The sequence below is a fragment of the Nonomuraea sp. NPDC049684 genome (assembly GCF_044465345.1).
In the GTDB taxonomy this organism is placed as follows: domain Bacteria; phylum Actinomycetota; class Actinomycetes; order Streptosporangiales; family Streptosporangiaceae; genus Nonomuraea.
Genome location: NZ_JBITLO010000018.1, coordinates 99,682 through 117,020, shown reverse-complemented (window position 1 = coordinate 117,020; position 17,339 = coordinate 99,682). Strand labels below are relative to the sequence as shown.

General features: G+C 72.0%; 16 protein-coding genes. 10 read left to right on the top strand and 6 right to left on the bottom strand.

The genetic code is table 11. From position 1 onward, the window contains the following. The first annotated feature begins 28 nt into the window (after positions 1-28). From ACIBST_RS40945 to ACIBST_RS40920, 6 genes are all read left to right on the top strand, one after another. Entirely contained in the window at positions 29-583 is a 555-nt protein-coding gene (locus ACIBST_RS40945; protein ID WP_397178893.1) for an NADPH-dependent FMN reductase, read from the top strand. 57 nt (positions 584-640) lie between these two features. Beyond that, complete coding sequence (locus ACIBST_RS40940; RefSeq protein ID WP_397178892.1) at positions 641-2,974, top strand: ATP-binding cassette domain-containing protein; 2,334 nt, start codon at positions 641-643, stop codon at positions 2,972-2,974. Beyond that, positions 2,974-3,753: an LLM class flavin-dependent oxidoreductase gene (locus ACIBST_RS40935; RefSeq protein WP_397178891.1), complete on the top strand. Its 780-nt coding sequence runs from the start codon at positions 2,974-2,976 to the stop codon at positions 3,751-3,753. Before ACIBST_RS40940 ends, ACIBST_RS40935 begins: the two co-directional genes overlap by 1 nt. Before the next feature lie 97 nt (positions 3,754-3,850). Next, entirely contained in the window at positions 3,851-5,623 is a 1,773-nt protein-coding gene (locus ACIBST_RS40930) for an IlvD/Edd family dehydratase (RefSeq protein WP_397178890.1), read from the top strand. Further along, positions 5,610-6,614, top strand: a complete 1,005-nt coding sequence (locus ACIBST_RS40925; RefSeq protein ID WP_397178889.1) for a C-terminal binding protein — start codon at positions 5,610-5,612, stop codon at positions 6,612-6,614. The genes ACIBST_RS40930 and ACIBST_RS40925 overlap by 14 nt, the downstream gene beginning before the upstream one ends. Positions 6,615-6,763: 149 nt before the next feature. After that, the gene (locus ACIBST_RS40920) at positions 6,764-7,171 is read left to right on the top strand and encodes a nuclear transport factor 2 family protein (protein ID WP_397178888.1); all 408 of its coding nucleotides are present in this window, start codon (positions 6,764-6,766) and stop codon (positions 7,169-7,171) included. Between the two features lie 13 nt (positions 7,172-7,184). On the opposite strand, the gene ACIBST_RS40915 is transcribed toward ACIBST_RS40920, so the two are convergent. From ACIBST_RS40915 to ACIBST_RS40900, 4 genes are all read right to left on the bottom strand, one after another. Further along, a complete protein-coding gene (locus ACIBST_RS40915; protein WP_397178887.1) occupies positions 7,185-7,745 on the bottom strand; it encodes a GNAT family N-acetyltransferase in 561 nt (186 codons plus the stop codon). Between the two features lie 21 nt (positions 7,746-7,766). Beyond that, positions 7,767-8,474: a response regulator transcription factor gene (locus tag ACIBST_RS40910; RefSeq protein WP_352326912.1), complete on the bottom strand. Its 708-nt coding sequence runs from the start codon at positions 8,472-8,474 to the stop codon at positions 7,767-7,769. Next, positions 8,459-9,688, bottom strand: coding sequence for a histidine kinase (locus tag ACIBST_RS40905; protein ID WP_364420580.1), 1,230 nt, complete (start codon positions 9,686-9,688; stop codon positions 8,459-8,461). Before ACIBST_RS40905 ends, ACIBST_RS40910 begins: the two co-directional genes overlap by 16 nt. A gap of 935 nt (positions 9,689-10,623) precedes the next feature. Next, a complete protein-coding gene (locus tag ACIBST_RS40900; RefSeq protein ID WP_397178886.1) occupies positions 10,624-11,358 on the bottom strand; it encodes a TetR/AcrR family transcriptional regulator in 735 nt (244 codons plus the stop codon). Positions 11,359-11,454: 96 nt separating this feature from the next. On the opposite strand from ACIBST_RS40900, the gene ACIBST_RS40895 reads away from it, so the two are divergent. Further along, the gene (locus ACIBST_RS40895; protein WP_397178885.1) at positions 11,455-12,141 is read left to right on the top strand and encodes a GNAT family N-acetyltransferase; all 687 of its coding nucleotides are present in this window, start codon (positions 11,455-11,457) and stop codon (positions 12,139-12,141) included. Between the two features lie 72 nt (positions 12,142-12,213). Then, on the top strand, positions 12,214-12,624 hold the full coding sequence (locus ACIBST_RS40890; protein ID WP_397178884.1) for a hypothetical protein: 411 nt from the start codon (positions 12,214-12,216) through the stop codon (positions 12,622-12,624). Positions 12,625-12,850: 226 nt separating this feature from the next. Here ACIBST_RS40890 and ACIBST_RS40885 read toward each other — a convergent pair whose 3' ends face one another. Continuing rightward, positions 12,851-13,849 carry an SDR family NAD(P)-dependent oxidoreductase gene (locus tag ACIBST_RS40885; RefSeq protein WP_397178883.1) on the bottom strand — a complete coding sequence of 333 codons (999 nt, stop codon included), beginning with the start codon at positions 13,847-13,849 and terminating at the stop codon, positions 12,851-12,853. An 82-nt stretch (positions 13,850-13,931) separates the two neighbouring features. On the opposite strand from ACIBST_RS40885, the gene ACIBST_RS40880 reads away from it, so the two are divergent. Then, positions 13,932-14,534, top strand: a complete 603-nt coding sequence (locus ACIBST_RS40880) for a TetR/AcrR family transcriptional regulator (protein ID WP_397178882.1) — start codon at positions 13,932-13,934, stop codon at positions 14,532-14,534. An 895-nt stretch (positions 14,535-15,429) separates the two neighbouring features. On the opposite strand, the gene ACIBST_RS40875 is transcribed toward ACIBST_RS40880, so the two are convergent. Next, positions 15,430-16,026 carry a TetR/AcrR family transcriptional regulator gene (locus ACIBST_RS40875; RefSeq protein WP_397178881.1) on the bottom strand — a complete coding sequence of 199 codons (597 nt, stop codon included), beginning with the start codon at positions 16,024-16,026 and terminating at the stop codon, positions 15,430-15,432. 78 nt (positions 16,027-16,104) lie between these two features. Between ACIBST_RS40875 and ACIBST_RS40870 the strand changes: the two genes are divergently transcribed. Then, positions 16,105-17,130, top strand: a complete 1,026-nt coding sequence (locus tag ACIBST_RS40870; RefSeq protein ID WP_397178880.1) for a hypothetical protein — start codon at positions 16,105-16,107, stop codon at positions 17,128-17,130. Positions 17,131-17,339 lie beyond the last annotated feature (209 nt).

Here is a 17,339-nt window from a genome sequence, read left to right as displayed (position 1 = left end):
TTCCGTAACCGAACTGAGGGAGAAGGACATGCTCAGGGTAGGCATCATCCTCGGCAGCACCCGGCCTGGCCGCAACGGCGAGGCGGTGGCCCACTGGGTCCGCGATCTGGCGGCCAAGCGGGGCGACGCCGACTACCGGCTCATCGACCTGAAGGACTACAACCTGGGCAATTTGGACGAACCCGAGCACCCCGCCATGGGCAACTACCGGCACGAGCACACCAGGCGCTGGTCGGCCACGATCTCGGAGCTGGACGCGTTCGTCATCGTGACCCCGGAGTACAACAACTCCTACCCGGGCGCGCTCAAGAACGCCCTCGACTTCCTGTACGCCGAGTGGACCAACAAGGCGGCCGGCTTCGTCGGCTACGGCGTGGACGGCGCGCCCCGGGCCATCGCCCACCTGCGGCACGTGCTCGGCCTGCTCGGCGTGGCCACCGTGGCCAACCAGGTCGGGCTGTCGATCCACACCGACTTCGCCGACGGCTTCCGGCCCGCCGCCGCCCACGAGGACCGGCTGAACGCCGTCCTGGACCAGGTCCTGGCCTGGGGGTCGGCGCTGCGCCCGCTGCGGGCGGCCTGAGCCCGGCCCGGTGGTCGCCCGGCGGTTGCCCGGCGGGCGATGGGTAGATTGCGCAGAGTGGAAGATGAGCTGGGCAGCGGCATCCGGGTGCGCGGCGCGCGGGTGCACAACCTGCGGGACGTCGACGTGGCGATCCCGCGCGACGCGCTGGTGGCGTTCACGGGGGTCTCCGGGTCGGGCAAGTCGTCGCTGGCGTTCGGCACGATCTTCGCCGAGTCGCAGCACCGGTACCTGGAGTCGGTCGCGCCCTACGCGCGGCGGTTGCTGCAGCAGCTGCCGATGCCCGACGTCGACGACATCACCGGCCTGCCGCCCGCGGTCGCGCTCGGCCAGCGGCGGGCCACGCCGTCCGCGCGGTCCACGGTCGGCACGCTGAGCCGGGTCTCCAACTCGCTGCGCATGCTGATGTCCCGCGCCGGCGCCTACCCGGCCGGCGCGCCGCGCCTGGACTCCGACGCGTTCTCGCCCAACACCGTCGCCGGGGCGTGCCCGCAGTGCCAGGGGCAGGGGGTGTTGCACGAGGTCACCGAGGAGTCGCTGGTGCCCGACCCGTCGCTGAGCATCGCGGAGGGCGCGATCGCGTCGTGGCCGGGCGCCTGGCAGGGCAAGAACCAGCGCGACATCCTGGCGACGCTCGGCTACGACATCCACGCGCCCTGGCGGAGCCTGCCGCCGGAGCAGCGCGAATGGATCCTGTTCACCGACGAGGAGCCGGTGGTCACCGTCCATCCCGTCCGCGAGGCGGGCCGGATCCACCGCCCCTACCAGGGCAAGTACGCCAGCGCCCGGCGGCTGGTGCTCAAGGCGTACGCCTCCTCGGCCAGCGAGAAGAGCCGCCTGCGCGCCGAACGGTTCATGACCGCCCGCGCCTGCCCGCTCTGCGGCGGGCGGCGGCTGCGTCCCGAGGCGCTGGCGGTCACGTACGCGGGCCGCACCGTCGTCGAGCTGGCCGCGATGCCGATGGGCGAGCTGGCCGGCGTGCTCCGCCCGCACCGCGACGAGCCGGGACCGGCGGGCGCGCTCACCCGCGACATCCTCGACCGCATCGAGGTGCTGGACGAGCTGGGGCTTGGCTACCTGAGCGTCGCCCGGCCCGCGCCGACCCTGTCCAGCGGCGAGCTGCAGCGGATCCGGCTGGCCACCCAGTTGCGCGCCGGGCTGTTCGGCGTCGTGTACGTGCTGGACGAGCCGTCGGCCGGCCTGCACCCCGCCGACTCCGCCGCGCTGTCGGACCTGCTGCGCCGCCTGCGCGACACCGGCAACACCGTCTGCCTGGTCGAGCACGACATGGACGTCGTGCGCCAGGCCGACTGGGTGGTGGACGTCGGCCCCGGCGCGGGCGGCGACGGCGGGCGCGTCCTGTACAGCGGGCCGGTCGCCGGGCTGCGCGAGGTCGCCGCGTCGGTGACCCGTCGCTACCTGTTCCACACCGTCGTGCCGGAACGCCCGGCGCACCGGCCGGCCGGCTGCCTGGAGCTGCGCGGGCTCACCCGCAACAACCTGCGGGGCGTGGACGTCGACGTGCCGCTGGGCGTGTTCACCGCCGTCACCGGCGTGTCAGGGGCGGGCAAGAGCAGCCTGCTGGCGGCCCTCGCCGAGGCCGCGGAAGGGGAGCGGCGGGTGGTGTGGGTGAACCAGCAGCCCATCGGCCGCACCCCGCGCTCCAACCTGGCCACCTACACCGGCCTGTTCGACACGGTGCGCAAGCTGTTCGCCGCCACCGACGGCGCGCGCTCCCACGGCTACGGCCCGGCCCGGTTCTCCTTCAACGTGCCCGGCGGACGCTGCGAGACCTGCCAGGGCGAGGGGTACGTCGCGGTCGAGCTGCTGTTCCTGCCCACGACGTACGCGCCCTGCCCCGACTGCGGCGGCGCCCGCTACAACCCCGGCACGCTGCGCGTGACCTACCGCGACCGCACGATCGCCCAGGTCCTGGAGATGACGGTCGACGAGGCCACCGGCTTCTTCGGCGACGTCCCCGCGGTACGCCGCCCGCTGGAGACGCTGCACGAGGTGGGGCTCGGCTACCTGCAGCTCGGGCAGCCCGCCACCGAGCTGTCGGGCGGCGAGGCCCAGCGCATCAAGCTCTCCGCCGAGCTGCAGGGCCGCCGCGCCGAGTCCACGCTCTACCTGCTCGACGAGCCGTCCACCGGCCTGCACCCGCACGACACCGACGTGCTCATGGACCGGCTGCACGACCTGGTCGGCGGCGGCGGCACGGTCGTGGTCGCCGAGCACGACATGCGGGTGGTGGCGACCGCCGGCCACGTCATCGACCTCGGGCCGGGAGGCGGCTCGGCCGGCGGCACGGTGGTGGCCGCGGGCACGCCGGCGCAGGTGGCCGCCAGCCCGCGCAGCCGTACCGCGCCGCACCTGAAGGGCCTGCTGTGATGCGCCGGGCGTTGTACCTGCCGCCGTTCGGGGAGCTGGCCGACCCGCGGGTGCTCGCCGACCTGGCCGCCCGCGCCGAGGACGCCGGGTTCGACGGCGTCTTCCTGTGGGACCACGTCGTGCGCCCGCTGAACGCGGAGCTGGCCGTCTGCGACGCCTGGATCGCCCTGGCCGCGATCGCCGCCGCCACCGAGCGCGTCCGCATCGGCACCAGGGTCACGCCGCTGTCGCGGCGCAGGCCGTACGAGGTGGCCAGGCAGGCCGCCGCGCTCGACCATCTCAGCGGCGGGCGGATGGTGCTCGGCGTCGGGCTGGGCTCGGACAACGGCGGGGAGCTGAGCAGGCTCGGCGAGACCGGCGACCCGCGCGTCCGGGCGGAGATGCTCGACGAGGGCCTCGACGTCATCTGCCGGCTCTGGACCGGGCTGCCCGTCCGCCACCGGGGCCGCCACTACCGCGTCGACGACCTGGCGTTCCAGCCGCAGCCCGTGCAGCGGCCGCGGATCCCCGTCTGGGTCGCCGCCCAGTCGGTCAAGCGGGCGCCGCTCCGCCGTGCCGCCCGTTTCGACGGTCTCTGTCCCGAGACGACCCCGGTCGGGCTGCGGGAGATGCTGGCCGTCGTCGCCGAGCACCGAGGCGGGCTGGAGGGCTTCGAGGTCGCGGTCGGCGTCCCGCCCGGAGTGCACCCCGGCCCGTACGAGGACGCCGGCGCGACGTGGTGCCTCATCGAGTTTCCCGAGGTCAGCAGCGTCGAGCAGGTGATGGCGGCGATGATCTGAGGCGTTTGGGCGATGACGGCAGCAGGGTAGGCCAGTCATCGCCGCCCGAGGTGCGCCACCACCCGGCCGGCGGCCCGCGCGAGTGAGGAGCGAGCTGATGCGTCCGACCGGCCATCCCGAGAGCGGCGGCCTGCGCAGCCAGGCCTGGTGGGACAACGCCGGAAATCCGGAGATGACCGCGCTCTACCTCGAACGGTTCCTCAACTTCGGGCTGACCCCGAAGGAGCTCCAGTCCGGCCGGCCGATCATCGGCATCGCCCAGACGGGCAGCGACCTGGTGCCCTGCAACCGCCACCACCTCGCCCTGGCCGACCGGGTCAGGGACGGCATCCGCGACGCCGGCGGCATCCCGCTGGAGTTCCCCGTCCATCCGCTGCAGGAGACCGGCAAGCGCCCGACCGCCGCCCTCGACCGCAACCTCGCCTACCTCGGGCTGGTCGAGGTGCTCTACGGATATCCGCTCGACGGGGTCGTCCTGACGACGGGCTGCGACAAGACCACGCCCGCCTGCCTGGCCGCGGCGGCGACGGTGAACATCCCGGCGATCGTCCTGTCCGGCGGGCCGATGCTCAACGGCTACCACCAGGGCAAGCGCATGGCCGCCTCGGGATCGGGGCTGGTGATCTGGCAGTCGAAGCGGCTGCTGGCCACCGGCGAGATCGACCACGACGAGTTCATGGCGCGCGTGGCCGCCTCCGCGCCGAGCATCGGCCACTGCAACACCATGGGCACCGCCCTGTCGATGAACAGCATGGCCGAGGCGCTGGGCATGTCGCTGCCGTGCTGCGCGGCGATCCCCGCGCCCTACCGCCGCCGGGCGCAGATGGCCTACGACACGGGCCTGCGGGCGGTGGAGCTGGTGCGCGAGGACCTCACCCCGCGCAAGATCATGACCATGCGGGCCTTCGAGAACGCGATCGTCGTCGCCTCGGCCATCGCCGCCTCCACCAACGTGCCCATCCACGTCAACGCCATCGCCCGGCACGTCGGCGTGCCGCTGACGATCCACGACTGGCAGCGCGTCGGGGGCGACGTCCCGGTGCTGGCCGACGTCGCCCCCGCCGGCGAGTTCCTGGGCGAGGACTTCTACCGGGCGGGCGGCGTGCCCGCCGTCATGCGGTCGCTGCTGGCGGCCGGGCGGCTGCACGCCGACGCCATGACCGTCTCCGGCCGTACCGTGGGGGAGAACCTGGCCGACGCCCCGCCCGCCGACCCGGAGGTCATCCGTCCCTACGACGCCCCGCTGGCCGCGCGCGGCGGGCAGCTCGTCATGACGGGCAACCTGTTCGACTCGGCCGTCATGAAGACCTCCGTGCTCAGCGACGAGTTCCGCGCGGTCCGCGACTACCGGGCGATCGTCTTCGAGGGGCCCGAGGACTACCACGCCCGCATCCAGGATCCGGACCTCGGCGTGGACGAGAGCTGCATCCTCGTCATCCGCTACACCGGGCCGATCGGCTACCCCGGGTCGGCCGAGGTGGTGAACATGGAGGCGCCGTCCGCGCTGCTGCGGATGGGCGTCACCACGCTGCCCACGCTCGGCGACGGCCGCCAGAGCGGCACCTCCGACGCGCCGTCCATCCTCAACGCCAGCCCCGAGGCCGCCGCCGGGGGCAACCTGGCCATCCTGCGCACCGGCGACCTCATCCGCGTCGACGTGGACAACGCGCGCGTCGACGTGCTGCTGACGGAGGAGGAGATCGCCGCGCGGTGGGCCAGTCACACGCCGCCGGCGCTGGAGAACCAGACGCCGTGGCAGGAGATCTACCGCGCCACGGTCGGGCAGCTCGACGGCGGGGGATGCCTGGAGCTGGCCCTGTCGTACCAGGACCTCGTACACACCAAGGGGATTCCCCGTGACTCGCACTGACGCCAGAGGCACCATCATGATCGCCGACTCCGACTTCGGCGACGTGGACATCGAACGCGCGATCGTCGAGGCCGCCGGGTTCGCCCTCCTCGCCGAGCAGTGCAAGAGCGAGGACGAGGTGATCGAGAAGGGCCGCGACGCCGACGGCGTGCTGACCCAGTACGCGCAGATCGGCTCCCGCGCCGTCGAGGCCCTCACCCGCTGCCGGGTGATCGCCCGCTACGGCACGGGCGTGGACATCGTCGACGTCGACGCCGCGACCAGGCGCGGCATCCAGGTCACCAACGCGCCGAACGAGTGGTGCGCCGAGGAGGTCGCCGACCACGCCGTCGCGCTCTGGCTGGCCGCCGCCCGCAAGATCTGCCAGTACGACCGCGCCACCCGGCGCGGCGTGTGGCAATGGCAGACCGGCGAGCCGATCCTGCGGCTGCGCGGGCGGGTGTTCGGGCTGCTGTCCTTCGGCGCCATCGCCCAGCTCATCGCCGCCCGCGCGCGGCCCTTCGGCGTCGAGGTCTGGGCGCACGACCCCTTCATGGACGACTCCCGGATCCTCGCGCACCACGTGCGGCCGGTGTCGTTCGACGAGCTCGTGGCGGGCGCCGACTACCTGGTGATCCAGGCCCCGCTCACCCCGGGGACGCACCACGCCTTCGACCGCGAGACGCTGCGCAGGATGAAGCCGGACGCGATCCTCGTCAACACCGCGCGCGGCCCGATCGTGCAGGACGAGGCGCTGTACCAGGCGCTCGCCCAGGGATGGATCGCCGGCGCGGCCCTGGACGACATGGAGGAGGAGCCGGCCAAGCAGCGCGACTGGCGTCCGGACAACCCGCTGTTCACGCTGCCCGGCGTGATCGTCACCCCGCACGCCGCCTACTACTCCGAGCAGGCGATCGAGACGGTGCGGCGGTTCGCCGCCGAGGAGGCCGTCCGGGTCCTGACCGGGCAGGCGCCGCGCAGCCCCGTGAACGACGTGACCGTCCGGCGCTGACGGCGGCCGGGTGGTCCCGGCGCCGTAGCCGCGCGGCAGCGTACGACGGCGGGAGTAGCGCCGGCCGTCTCCGCCCGTACGACGACGGCGGCGGGCGCGGGCGGCGAGGATCGGGACGGCAGCCACCCCCACACCCTCAAGGACGCCGAATGGGCATCACCTGCGAGCGCGACCTCGCCGACTTCCTGACCGCCTACACCCGGGACATGGCCGTCTCCTGCGAGGAGCCCGCCGCCATCATCGACCGCTACTTCGTGCCGGACTTCGAGTACTGCAACGACGGGCTCGTGATCGACCGGCAGCGCATGATCGACCACGCCCGTCCCGTCCGGCGGCAGGTCGACAAGGAGGCGATGGCCGCCGGCGACGGGTCCGGCGTCGAGATCCACGAGACGCTGGTCTCCGGCGACCGGATCGCCGCCCGGTGGACCCTGCGCACGAGGCTGCGCAAGGGCACGACCTTCGCGGCGGAGGTCTTCATGTTCGGCCGCCTGGCCCCGGACGGCCGCATCCGCCGCATCGACCAGACCACCAGGCGACTGGACGAAGCCGGGTAGCCGCGCCCGCGGTTCAGCCCGTCCGGCGGCCGGCCCGCCACTCCGGGGCGAGCACGGACCAGACCTCGACGTCGTGCCGGACGCCCCGGTGGGGGTAGCTCTCGCGCAGGACGCCGTCCTTGCTCATCCCGAGCCGCCGGGCCACCGCGATGCTGGCGGTGTTGCCCGCCGCGGCCTGCCACTCCACGCGGTGGATGCCGCGTTCCTCGACGGCCCAGTCGATGATCACCCGGATGGCCCTGGTCACCAGGCCCTTGCCCGCCGCCGACGGCTCCAGCCAGCAGCCCGCCTCGGCGGTGCCGAGCCGGACGTCCATCGTCCGGAACAGCACGCCGCCGACCAGCGTGCCGCCGGTCCAGATGCCGTAGATGCGCCCGGTGTCGGCCGCGGCCTTGTCCGCGTACGCCTGCAGCACCGACCTGGCGGACTCCAGGTCGGTGACGAGGTCGGGCAGGGAGATGAACCGGCCGATGAACTCGCGCCCGCGGTCCATGTGGCTCAGGAACTCCTCGGCCCGCCAGGGCTCCAGCGGACGCAGCTCCGCACCGTCGTCGCCCAGGGAGATCGCGAACATTGCTGCCTTTCCGTCCAGGCTTCACCCGTCTTGCGGGGGAATCCTCTCACGGGCGGCCGGGCCCGTTGATCGCGGCGGGCCGGGCACGGCCTGCAGGTAGGTCAGCACCGCCATGACGCGCCGGTTGTGGTCGTCGGAGGGAGGCAGGCCGAGCTTGGCGAAGATGTTGTTCGTGTGCTTGCCGACCGCCTTGTCGGTGACCTGGAAGTGGGCGGCGATGGCCAGGTTGGACAGGCCCTGGGCCATGAGCGTCAGCACCTCGCGCTCGCGCGGCGTCAGCGCGGCCAGCGGTTCGTCCCTGTCGCGGCGGGTCAGCAACTGGGAGACGACCTCCGGGTCCATCGCGGTGCCGCCGGCGGCCACCTGGCGCACCGCGTCGACGAACCGGTCCACGTCGCCCACCCGGTCCTTCAGCAGGTAGCCGACCCCGCCGGAGCGGTCGGACAGCAACTCCCTGGCGTACAGCTGCTCCACGTACTGCGACAGGATCAGCACCGGCAGCCCCGGCACCCGGGCGCGCGCCTCCAGCGCGGCGCGCAGGCCCTCGTCGGTGAAGCCGGGCGGCAGCCGCACGTCGATCACCGACACGTCGGGACGGTGCCGGACCAGCGCCGCCAGCAGCATGGGCCCGTTGTCCACCGCCTCCACGACGGTGCAGCCGTGCGCCGACAGCAGGCGGACCAGCCCGTCCCGCAGCAGCGCGAGATCTTCGGCTATGACAACGCGCACGGGACCTCCATGGTCAGTTCGGTCGGGCCGCCGGGACGGCTGCTGACGGTGAGCGAGCCATCGAAGGCGGACAGCCGGTCCTCGATGCCGCGCACGCCGGTGCCCCGGTCGCGGCGGACCGGGCCCCGGCCGTCGTCGCCCACGGTCAGCCGGAGCACGCCGGCGGTGTGCCGCAGCCGCACCCAGGCGCGGGAGGCGCCACTGTGCTTGGTCACGTTGGTCAGCGCCTCGGCCGCGGCGAAGTACACGGCGGACTCCACCGGCGGCTGCGGGCGGCCGGGCAGGTCGATGTCGATCTCCACCGGCATCGGGCACAGCAGCGCGGACGCCTCGATGGCCCCGGCCAGGCCGCGGTCGGTCAGCACCGGGGGATGGATGCCGCGCACCAGGTCGCGCAGGTCGCCCAGCGCCTGCCCGGCGATCTCCCGCGCCTCGTCGATCATCCGCAGGGTCTCGTCCGGGTCGCCGCAGCCGCGGGCCAGCCCCAGGTGCATGCGGATGGCGATCAGCTTGGCCTGCGCGCCGTCGTGCAGGTCGCGTTCGATGCGGCGCAGCTCAGCGGCGCGCGCGTCGACCAGCGCGGCCCGGGACGCGGTCAGCTCCCTGATCCGCGTGTCCGGCGTGGGCCGGGCGTCCAGCAGCCGCCGCGCCAGCCGCGCCTGGCCGGTGCGGAACAGCGGGACGGCCATGAGCACCACCACGGCGATGGCCACCGTGGACATGCTCAGGGCGAACGTGTTGAGCAGGCTCGTCTCCGCCGGCCGCAGCCGGAGGAAGACGTAGTCCAGGGCGGACAACATGGCCCACACCGCCAGCACGGGAGCAGGGCCGGTGACGCCGTGCACGGCCAGCCAGGCCAGCTCCCGCCACCTCCCCGGCCGACCGCCGCCGCTGTTCCCGTCGCCGTCGCTCTCCGGGATGCTGTTTCCGGTGCCTTTCCCGTCGCCGTCCAGGCCGAGCGTCCGGCCCGCCCAGCGGCGCTGGAACCCGGCCAGGCGGCGGGCGGCCGCGAGCAGCCGGCCGAGCGGCGCCCGCCCGAGCCCGGCCACCGGCACCAGGACGGCGCTCACCGGCACCAGGACGAGCAGCCCCAGCGCGGCCACGCCGGTGACGGCGTTCAGCGCCAGGCCGGTCACCGCCTTCAGCGCGTACGCCGCCAGGCCGGTCACCGCCCGCCACGCCGGCCCGCCGGGCGAGGGTCGTCTCCCCGTCACAGCTGCAGTCTGCCCGATCGGCGAGGAGAAGGCGGTGGGGCCGGCCCCACCCCCCGGGGTGGCGTTCTCCCACCCCGGCAGGTGGGCGCGCACCCATGGAGGCCGGGACCGCGGCTCGCCAGGCTCGATTCAGTCCGGCGAACGAGGGAGAGACATGATCGAAGTGAGGGCGCTGACCATGCGCTACGGCCGTACATAGGGCAAGCGACCTTGGACAGGTGGTCCGAGGACCTGCGCGGCGGAGCGACCACATGCCACGTACCCGCGTCGTACCGCCACCCCTTCCCCCGGCGCTCGGTGTCGGTCGTGACCAGGCACCCTTGTTCCTTGTCCAGATGGGGCTTCACCGGCGCCCCGGCCGTGCCGACCACCCAGACTGTCCCGTCCCGCTTGACCGACAGGTCGTCGGGAAACCCGTCCTTGACGGCCATGGCGGGCCATCGGCATTGACATCAACAACATCGCAGGCCCCGCCGATCTCACAGGGTCTTTGTGACCGGCGTTCATTGACGTGTAGCGCTTCCGGCCGCCCCCCCCCGAGAAGGGGAGCTTGTCGGCGAAATCGGTCATGGCAGCGACGAATGCGTGAGGCTTGTCGTTGTGGATGACGTGCTTGGCGTCGATCCGCCGGTAGACGGTCTGCGGGGCGAGCCGGCGTACCCGGCGGGCGTCTTCGTCGTCCATGGCTCCGACGAACCCGTATCTCGTACCAGTTCCAATTGGCGTCCAGCAGCAGGACGGGGCAGGTCGTCGTCTGGAGCGCGGCGCCCTGACATTCGACCTGCCCTGAACAGCCACCACAGCACATCGGAACGGTGGACGGCGACTTCTCGGCCCGCTGATGCTGTTGGCCGTTTGGTCGTTTGTCAAGGGTCTGGAAATGCCCCACCGCCAGGTGATATTCGCGTTCCTCCTCACCCAGCGGCCGGGGCCGGCTACCGGGCTGGGCGGGCGATCAGTGCCTCGATGCCATCCAGCAGGAGGTCGAGGCCGAACCGGAAGTCGGCGTCCTCCGTCCAGCCGGTGGAGTCCCTGAGCAGGCCGGAACGCATCATGGCCGACAGCGCCGGGTACGTCGCGCGGTCCAGGACCTCGGTGAGTATCTCGCCGTACTCGGCGGCTCCCTTGGCCCTGGCCGCGGGGTCCTTGCCGCCGGCGCCGAGCGAGTGCGTCAGTGTGGCGTCGGTGAGGGCGTAGCCGCTCAGCACCGTGGTGGCGTTGAACTTCTGGCCGTCGTCCAGCCCGGTGTCGGACAGCGCGTCCAGGGCCCGGTCGAGCCAGAGCAGTCGGCGGGGGCCCATGGGCGGGGTGCTCTGGCGCAGGTCGAGCAGCCAGGGCCGGGACAGCAGGAGGTCGCGGGTGAGCCGGGTCCAGGTGGCGAGGTAGTCGCGCCAGGACAGGTTCCCGCGTTCGGGCGGTGGGGGCACGGCGCTGTCGGCCATGACGGTCAGCAGTTCGTCCTTGCTGCCGACGTACCGGTAGAGCGCCATCGGAGCGACGCCCACCTGGGCGGCGACGTTGCTCATGGAGACGGCGGCCAGCCCCTCGGTGTCGGCGATCTCGATGGCGGCCGTCGTGATCGTGGCCAGGTCCAGGCGCGGCCTCGGTCCTCTGCGCGTGGTGGGTTCGCGGCCCCACATCCGCGCCACGACGGGTGGCAGCTCTGCCATCGAACATCCTCTCGTGTGCCGGACTCTGTGTACGTCATATAGCCTCATAATCGTGTATGTCGTACAGAGTAGACCGTACATCATGAGGGAGGCGTCATGGAGATACGTACGTTCGCACCGGGCGATCGCGCCGAGCTGCGTGAGCTGTTCGAGCGCGTGGGCGAGGGCGCTCCCACGGCGTCTCTGTGGGGGCATGTGGACTCGGAGGCGGCCGTCTACCTGGACCCCTACATGGAGCTGGAGCCGGACTCGCTCTTCGTCGCCGTCGCCGGGGGCGCCCTGGTGGGCTATCTGACGGGATGCCTCGACAGTGCGCGGTTCCCCGGCGAGGGCGAGCGCATGGAGCAGGCGATGCGGACCTACCGGCTGGTGTTCCGGCCCAGGCCCGCGGCCTTCTTCGCGCGCAGCCTGGCCGATCTGGCGTGGGCCGCGATCCGCAGGCAGCCTGGCGCCGGCGAGTTCGCCGACGCCAGGTGGCCCGCGCACCTGCACATCAACGTGGCACCCGAGGCGCGAGGGACCGGCGCCGCCGATGGGCTGATGAGCCGACGGCTCGACCGGCTGGGGAAGGCCGGATCCCCCGGTTGCCACCTGCAGACCCTGGTCGAGAACACCCGGGCGGTGCGGTTCTTCAAGCGCATGGGGTTCGCCGAGCACGGCCCGGCACCACTGGTGCCCGGCCTCCGGCACGACGGCCGGCGGGTCCACCAGCGGACGATGGTCTGGAGCGCCGGCCGTACTGCCGAGGAGGCGGGAGCGCGGACGTCCGCCAGGCGTCAATAATCCCAGGCCGCCGCACCGCCACCATCGTCGGCCGCCGCACCTGACATCGACCAGTTCGCCACCAAGGCGGCGGTGGCGAACTTCCTGCCGCTGCTGGCCGAGCGCTTCGCCCGCCAGCGGCTGCACGCCTCGGCCCGCGTGGAAGGGGGTGGGGGAGGTGAAGGGTGGCCGATCGTGCGGAAGTTGGCGTCCATTCGGATCTTGGTCATCGTACGGTGCCGCATCAGCGCCAGCCAGGCGTTGACGAGGCCGGCGCCGAGCAGCGCCAGGCCCACCATCCACAGGGTGCCCAAGGCGACCCGGCCCTTCTGCGCCCACGCCAACCAGCACAAATACCGAGCAGCCGCCTTCGTGGCGATCACGCTAGGCCATGGCTTCACCGGCCCGCCGAAGGGGGCTGCTTGCAGCGGCCGACCCAGGATGATCGGCCCCGACCCCGTTCGCCGACCTGACGTTCCCTCCACGGCGACGCCGACACCGTGACCAAGCAGACCGACTCGGTCTGCTGCGCCACGGTGGGGAAGACGAGGAACCGGCGGCCGCAGAGCCGGACCTGGCCGAGGTGTCCCAAGGTCGCTGAGCAGGACCTCGCTAGACTGCGAGATCGCAGAGAACGGACGCATCTCAGAGGCGGTCATCCATGAAACAGACCCCCGTCCATCCTCGGACCGCGTGACTGAGCACGCGGTCCGGGACGTGGTTCATCGCGTCATGCGGAGGCCGTGTCGGAGTGGACTCCCTGGTCGAGCAGGGCGTTGATCATCTCCTGGAGTTGATCGCGTCCGATGGTGCCGAGTGCGCCGGTCAGGGCCTGGGCGAGCTTGTCGAACGGGTCGTCCATCGGCAGTTCCTTCACCTTCTCGGCCAGTTCCGCCACGCTCCACAGCCCGTCCTTGTGGATGTGGGCGCCGAGGGACCAGCCATGATTGACCGTGACCGTTCCGCCCCGTACCGACAGCACCTGACCGGTGAGCGGGCAGGCCGCGCCGGCCAGGTAGGCGGCGACAGGTGCGCAGGCGGCGGGGTGCAGTGGGTCGAACCGGCCCACCGGCGGTTCCTCGCTCATGCCGGGAACGGCGAGAGTGAGGCGGGTCCGGGCCATCGAGGGCGAGATGCAGTTGACCCGCACGCCGTACCGGCCGAGTTCGAGGGCCGCCACGGTGGTCAGCGCCGCGACCCCGGCGTTGCCTGCCGCATAAGAGACCTGCGCGGGCAGGGGGTTGAGCAGCCCGGAGCCGGAGGAGGTGTTGACCACGGCGCGGTCGGCGCGGACTCCGGCCTGATACCGGTCGCGCCAGTGGCGGGCCGCCCAGTGCGTCACCGCGAAGGTGCCCTTCAGCTTGACGGCCGCGACGTCGTCGAAGTCCTCCTCCGACAGGTCGGTCAGGCCCGTGTTCCGTTCGATGGTCGCGTTGTTGACCACGACGTGCAGGTCGCCGAAGGACTCCAGAGCCGTCTCCACCATGCGGCGGGCGCCGTCCCAGTCGGTGACGCTGTCGGTGTTGCCCACGGCCTGTCCGCCGCGCGCGATGATCTCTTCGACGACCTTCGCGGCTACCCCGGCGTCGCCGCCCGTGCCGTCGATGGCGACGCCGGGGTCGTTGACCACGACCTTCGCGCCTTCGGCGGCGAAGAACAGCGCCTCTTCCCGCCCGATGCCGCGCCCCGCTCCGGTGATGAGGACGACGCGTCCGTCCAGACTTCCCATGAATGATCTCCCTCCACTGACTGCAGTCTATGTAGTAATTCACAGTATGCATTAATTCAGAAGATGTCATAGACTGCCGTGCGTGGTGGAGAAGCACGGACTGCGAGAGCGCAAGAAGCAGCGCACCCGGCAGGCACTGATCGAGGCGGCGGTGCGCCTGTTCGAGGACAAGGGCTACGACCAGGTGACGGTGGCCGAGATCGCCGACGCCGCGGAGGTGTCCCCCCGCACCTTCTTCCTCCACTTCCAGACCAAGGAGGATGTGCTTCTGGCCAATGCCGACGTGCGCGTCGATCTGGCGCTGCAGGCGATCGCCGAGCGCCGCGCCGGGGAAGGGCTGCCTGAGGTGCTGGTGCGGGCGATGGACCAGATGATCGCCGACACCTGGGACAGCGACCTCCCCAGCGGGCTCGCGGCACTGCGGGCACGGCTGGCGGCCTCGGTGCCGGCGCTACAGGCCCGCCTGCTTCAGCGATACCTCACGGCGCAGGCCGAACTGGCCCAGGCTCTGCAGCGGGCATTCCCCGGCAGACTCGACACGATCACCGCCTCCGCCCTGGTCGGCGCAATGGTGGGCGCGGTCAGCGCATCCGCAGTGACCGCGCTGCAGCGCGGCGACGGACCCGGCGAGGTACGGAACGCCATGCGGCAGGCCATGGCTCTGGTGGCGCGATCCGTCGCCTGACCCCGTCCGTCCGGCTATGTGCCGAAGCCGTCACTGGCTCGCGTGGGGGAGGCGATTCACCGTCACAGGTGATCAATTGTCCTCAAGGTGCGTGGAAGGTGCAGGTGTGGCGATCAGACTCTTGCGCGCGGCCCCGGCCACCGGCGACACCGCACAACCCGTCCCACGCCGGGCACTCCGTACCGCCTGAGCGCCTCCCTGGGTGCTGCTCCCCACGTGCCTGTGGAGGTTGCCGTTCGCCTTTCACTTCGACATGGGCCAGCTCAACGACGGTCCTGTGTCACCGTTGTGGATCAGCATCCCCCATGTCTTCGGGCTCAGCGTGCTCACCGAGTTGGCGGCGCTACTCGGCATCGGTCTGGTGCGCGGCTGGGGAGAGGTGGTCCAAAGCTGGATCCCGATCATCGGCGGCACACGTCTCTGCCATGGCCGGTGGGCTGCTCCTGCCCGCGGTCTCGGTCTGGATGGTGCTCTCCTGGCTCGGTGTCGCCGACAGCATCGCGTACGAGAACGGCTGGTGGCAGGCGCCGGCGAAGGCGTGCATCGCCCGACGGCGCTCTGGGGCCCGATGGTGCTCGCCCTGGCCTGCTCCTACCACCTGCGCCGCCGCCCCTCCCGCGGTCGAGAGGTCCCAGCAGGATGATCTCCGTTGTGCTCGATCTCTCGCGGTAGCAGAGAGCGCAGGACGGGGCCAAGCCGAAGCCGCGGGGGTCGGTGACGAACTGTGGGCGGTGATCGAGTCGTTGTCGCCCCGGCGTCAGCGGCGTTTCCGCCATCCGGGGCGCAAGCGGCCGGGGCTCGGGCATGACCTGCTGGCGGCGCCCGGCCGAGTGGAACCCGAACACCGGGAGCAAGGCCGTGGCCGCACCGGGGGTGCCGTCCTCGGCGTCGTGTGTCAGGGCGCTGTGACGTAGCCGGTGTCGATACTGCCGATGGTCAGGTCGGTCAGCGCCTCGATCGCCTCGGCGACGGAGGCGCGCCCCCGGTTCAGCTCCCCGGCGATCGCCTCGGCGGCGCCCAGTGCGCCGACGCAGCGCAGCCGGAGGGCTTCCGGCGTGAGCCCGGAGTACGGCCGCAGGGCGGTGGCCATCAGGTCCGTGTAGCCATCGAGCAGTTCGCGCTCGATCGCCTCCATCTCCTGGTTCCCCTTGAGCGCGGCCGAGATCGCGGTCCATTCGGGCATGTCGGTGGCGCAGGCGAAGTAGGCGGCGCTCAGCACGCGGGCGATCTCGCGGGGGACGGCCGGGGCATCGCGCAGCGCCTCCTCCGAGGCGGCCCGGTGCCGCTCGTCGAGCCGCCGGTAGAGCGCGATCAGCAGTCCGGGACGGGTGCCGAAATGGTCGTAGACGACCGGCCTGCTCACTCCGGCGGCCTCTGCCAGGCTGAGCAGCGTGAGGCTGTCGGTGCCGTGGGCGCGCACGATCGCCATGGCGGTGTCGAGCAGTTGCTCCCGCCTGGCCGGCTTGGACAGGCGAGTCGATCCGGTGGCCATCGTCCTCCCTTGCGTTGCCTTCCAGCTTAAGCTACAAAATGTAAGTTACAGAATGTAGGTTAGTGGGAGGACGTCACTGTGGAGCATTCCGTACTGATCATGGGTGGATCCGGCCAGGCAGGCGCGGGGACCGCCACCCTGCTGCGCCGCTGGTACCCGGAGCTGCCGCTGACGATCGCCGGCCGCGATCTCGGCCGCGCCAGACGGGTCGCCGACGAGCTCGGCGGCGCGACAGCCACAACCATCGATCTGCGGCGAGGTGACCTCGGCCTCCGGGAGGCCGACGGCTACTCGGCGGTCGTGGCAACGGTGTGGGACAGCCAGCTGAACGGACTGCGTCACGCCCAGGACCGCGGCCTGCCGTACGTCAGCATCTCCAGCGGCCTGGTCGACATCGGACCCGAAGTCATCGCCACCGGCCTGCGAGCCGGCGCGGCGCCGATCCTGCTGGCCGGCCACTGGTATGCGGGGCTCGTCGTCCTTGCGGTGCTCGGCCTGGTCGGGGAGTTCGCCCGGCTCGACACCATCGAGGTCAGCGGGGTGCTGGACGAACACGACAGCGGCGGGCCCGCGGCCACGGCGGACATGGAACGCCTGCTGGCCGCCACCTCGGCGGGACACGTCCGCCGCGACGGCGTCTTCCACTGGGTCACCGGCCCCGAGGCGGAGGTGGAGGTCACCAGCGTCGACGGCACCGTCCTGCCCGGCCGGATCGTCCCCATTCTCGACGTGCCGAGCCTGGCCCTCGCGACGGGCGCGCCCAACGTCCGCTTCGCGTTCGCGATCGGTGAATCGGCGGACAGGCGGCGCGGCGGCCGCGCCTCCACGGAGGTCAGGATCGACCTCGAAGGCGTGGACCACGCGGGGGCACCACTCAGGACGAGCCGCTACCTCCTCCACCCGGAAGGGCAACGCCCCCTGACGGCGCTCGGCGTCGCCCTCGGCGTCGAGCGACTGCTCGGCCTGCGCGGCGACCCCGTGCCGCCCGGCCTCCACACCCCCGAGGCGTTGATCGACCCCGGCCACGCGGCCGAGCGGATGGCGGAGATCGGCGCCACCTTCACCGACTCCGCCGATCGAGAATCGCGGGCGGTGCACCCGTGAGACGACCTGATTCATGATGGCGCTGTCACGCACTTGACGCGCGTACATCCAGTGCTGACGCCTCGGCCATGGCCCACTGCTTGGTCCCTGCGACGAGCCTCAAAACAACCCTCGTGAATCGGCGCGAGATCTACGTGTGGGGGCACCGACGTCGAGCTGCTCGCGAAGTGGCCGTAATCCTGGGGAATCGGTCGAGTATCGCTGACCTG

Excerpts from the sequence above, each read along its gene's own strand:
- ACIBST_RS40935 (WP_397178891.1), top strand. The coding sequence starts at position 2,974 with ATGCGCCGGGCGTTGTACCTGCCGCCGTTCGGGGAGCTGGCCGACCCG.
- ACIBST_RS40930 (WP_397178890.1), top strand. The coding sequence starts at position 3,851 with ATGCGTCCGACCGGCCATCCCGAGAGCGGCGGCCTGCGCAGCCAGGCC.
- ACIBST_RS40920 (WP_397178888.1), top strand. The coding sequence starts at position 6,764 with ATGGGCATCACCTGCGAGCGCGACCTCGCCGACTTCCTGACCGCCTAC.
- ACIBST_RS40945 (WP_397178893.1), top strand. The coding sequence starts at position 29 with ATGCTCAGGGTAGGCATCATCCTCGGCAGCACCCGGCCTGGCCGCAAC.
- ACIBST_RS40900 (WP_397178886.1), bottom strand. The coding sequence starts at position 11,358 with ATGGCAGAGCTGCCACCCGTCGTGGCGCGGATGTGGGGCCGCGAACCC.
- ACIBST_RS40915 (WP_397178887.1), bottom strand. The coding sequence starts at position 7,745 with ATGTTCGCGATCTCCCTGGGCGACGACGGTGCGGAGCTGCGTCCGCTG.
- ACIBST_RS40875 (WP_397178881.1), bottom strand. The coding sequence starts at position 16,026 with ATGGCCACCGGATCGACTCGCCTGTCCAAGCCGGCCAGGCGGGAGCAA.
- ACIBST_RS40885 (WP_397178883.1), bottom strand. The coding sequence starts at position 13,849 with ATGGGAAGTCTGGACGGACGCGTCGTCCTCATCACCGGAGCGGGGCGC.
- ACIBST_RS40895 (WP_397178885.1), top strand. The coding sequence starts at position 11,455 with ATGGAGATACGTACGTTCGCACCGGGCGATCGCGCCGAGCTGCGTGAG.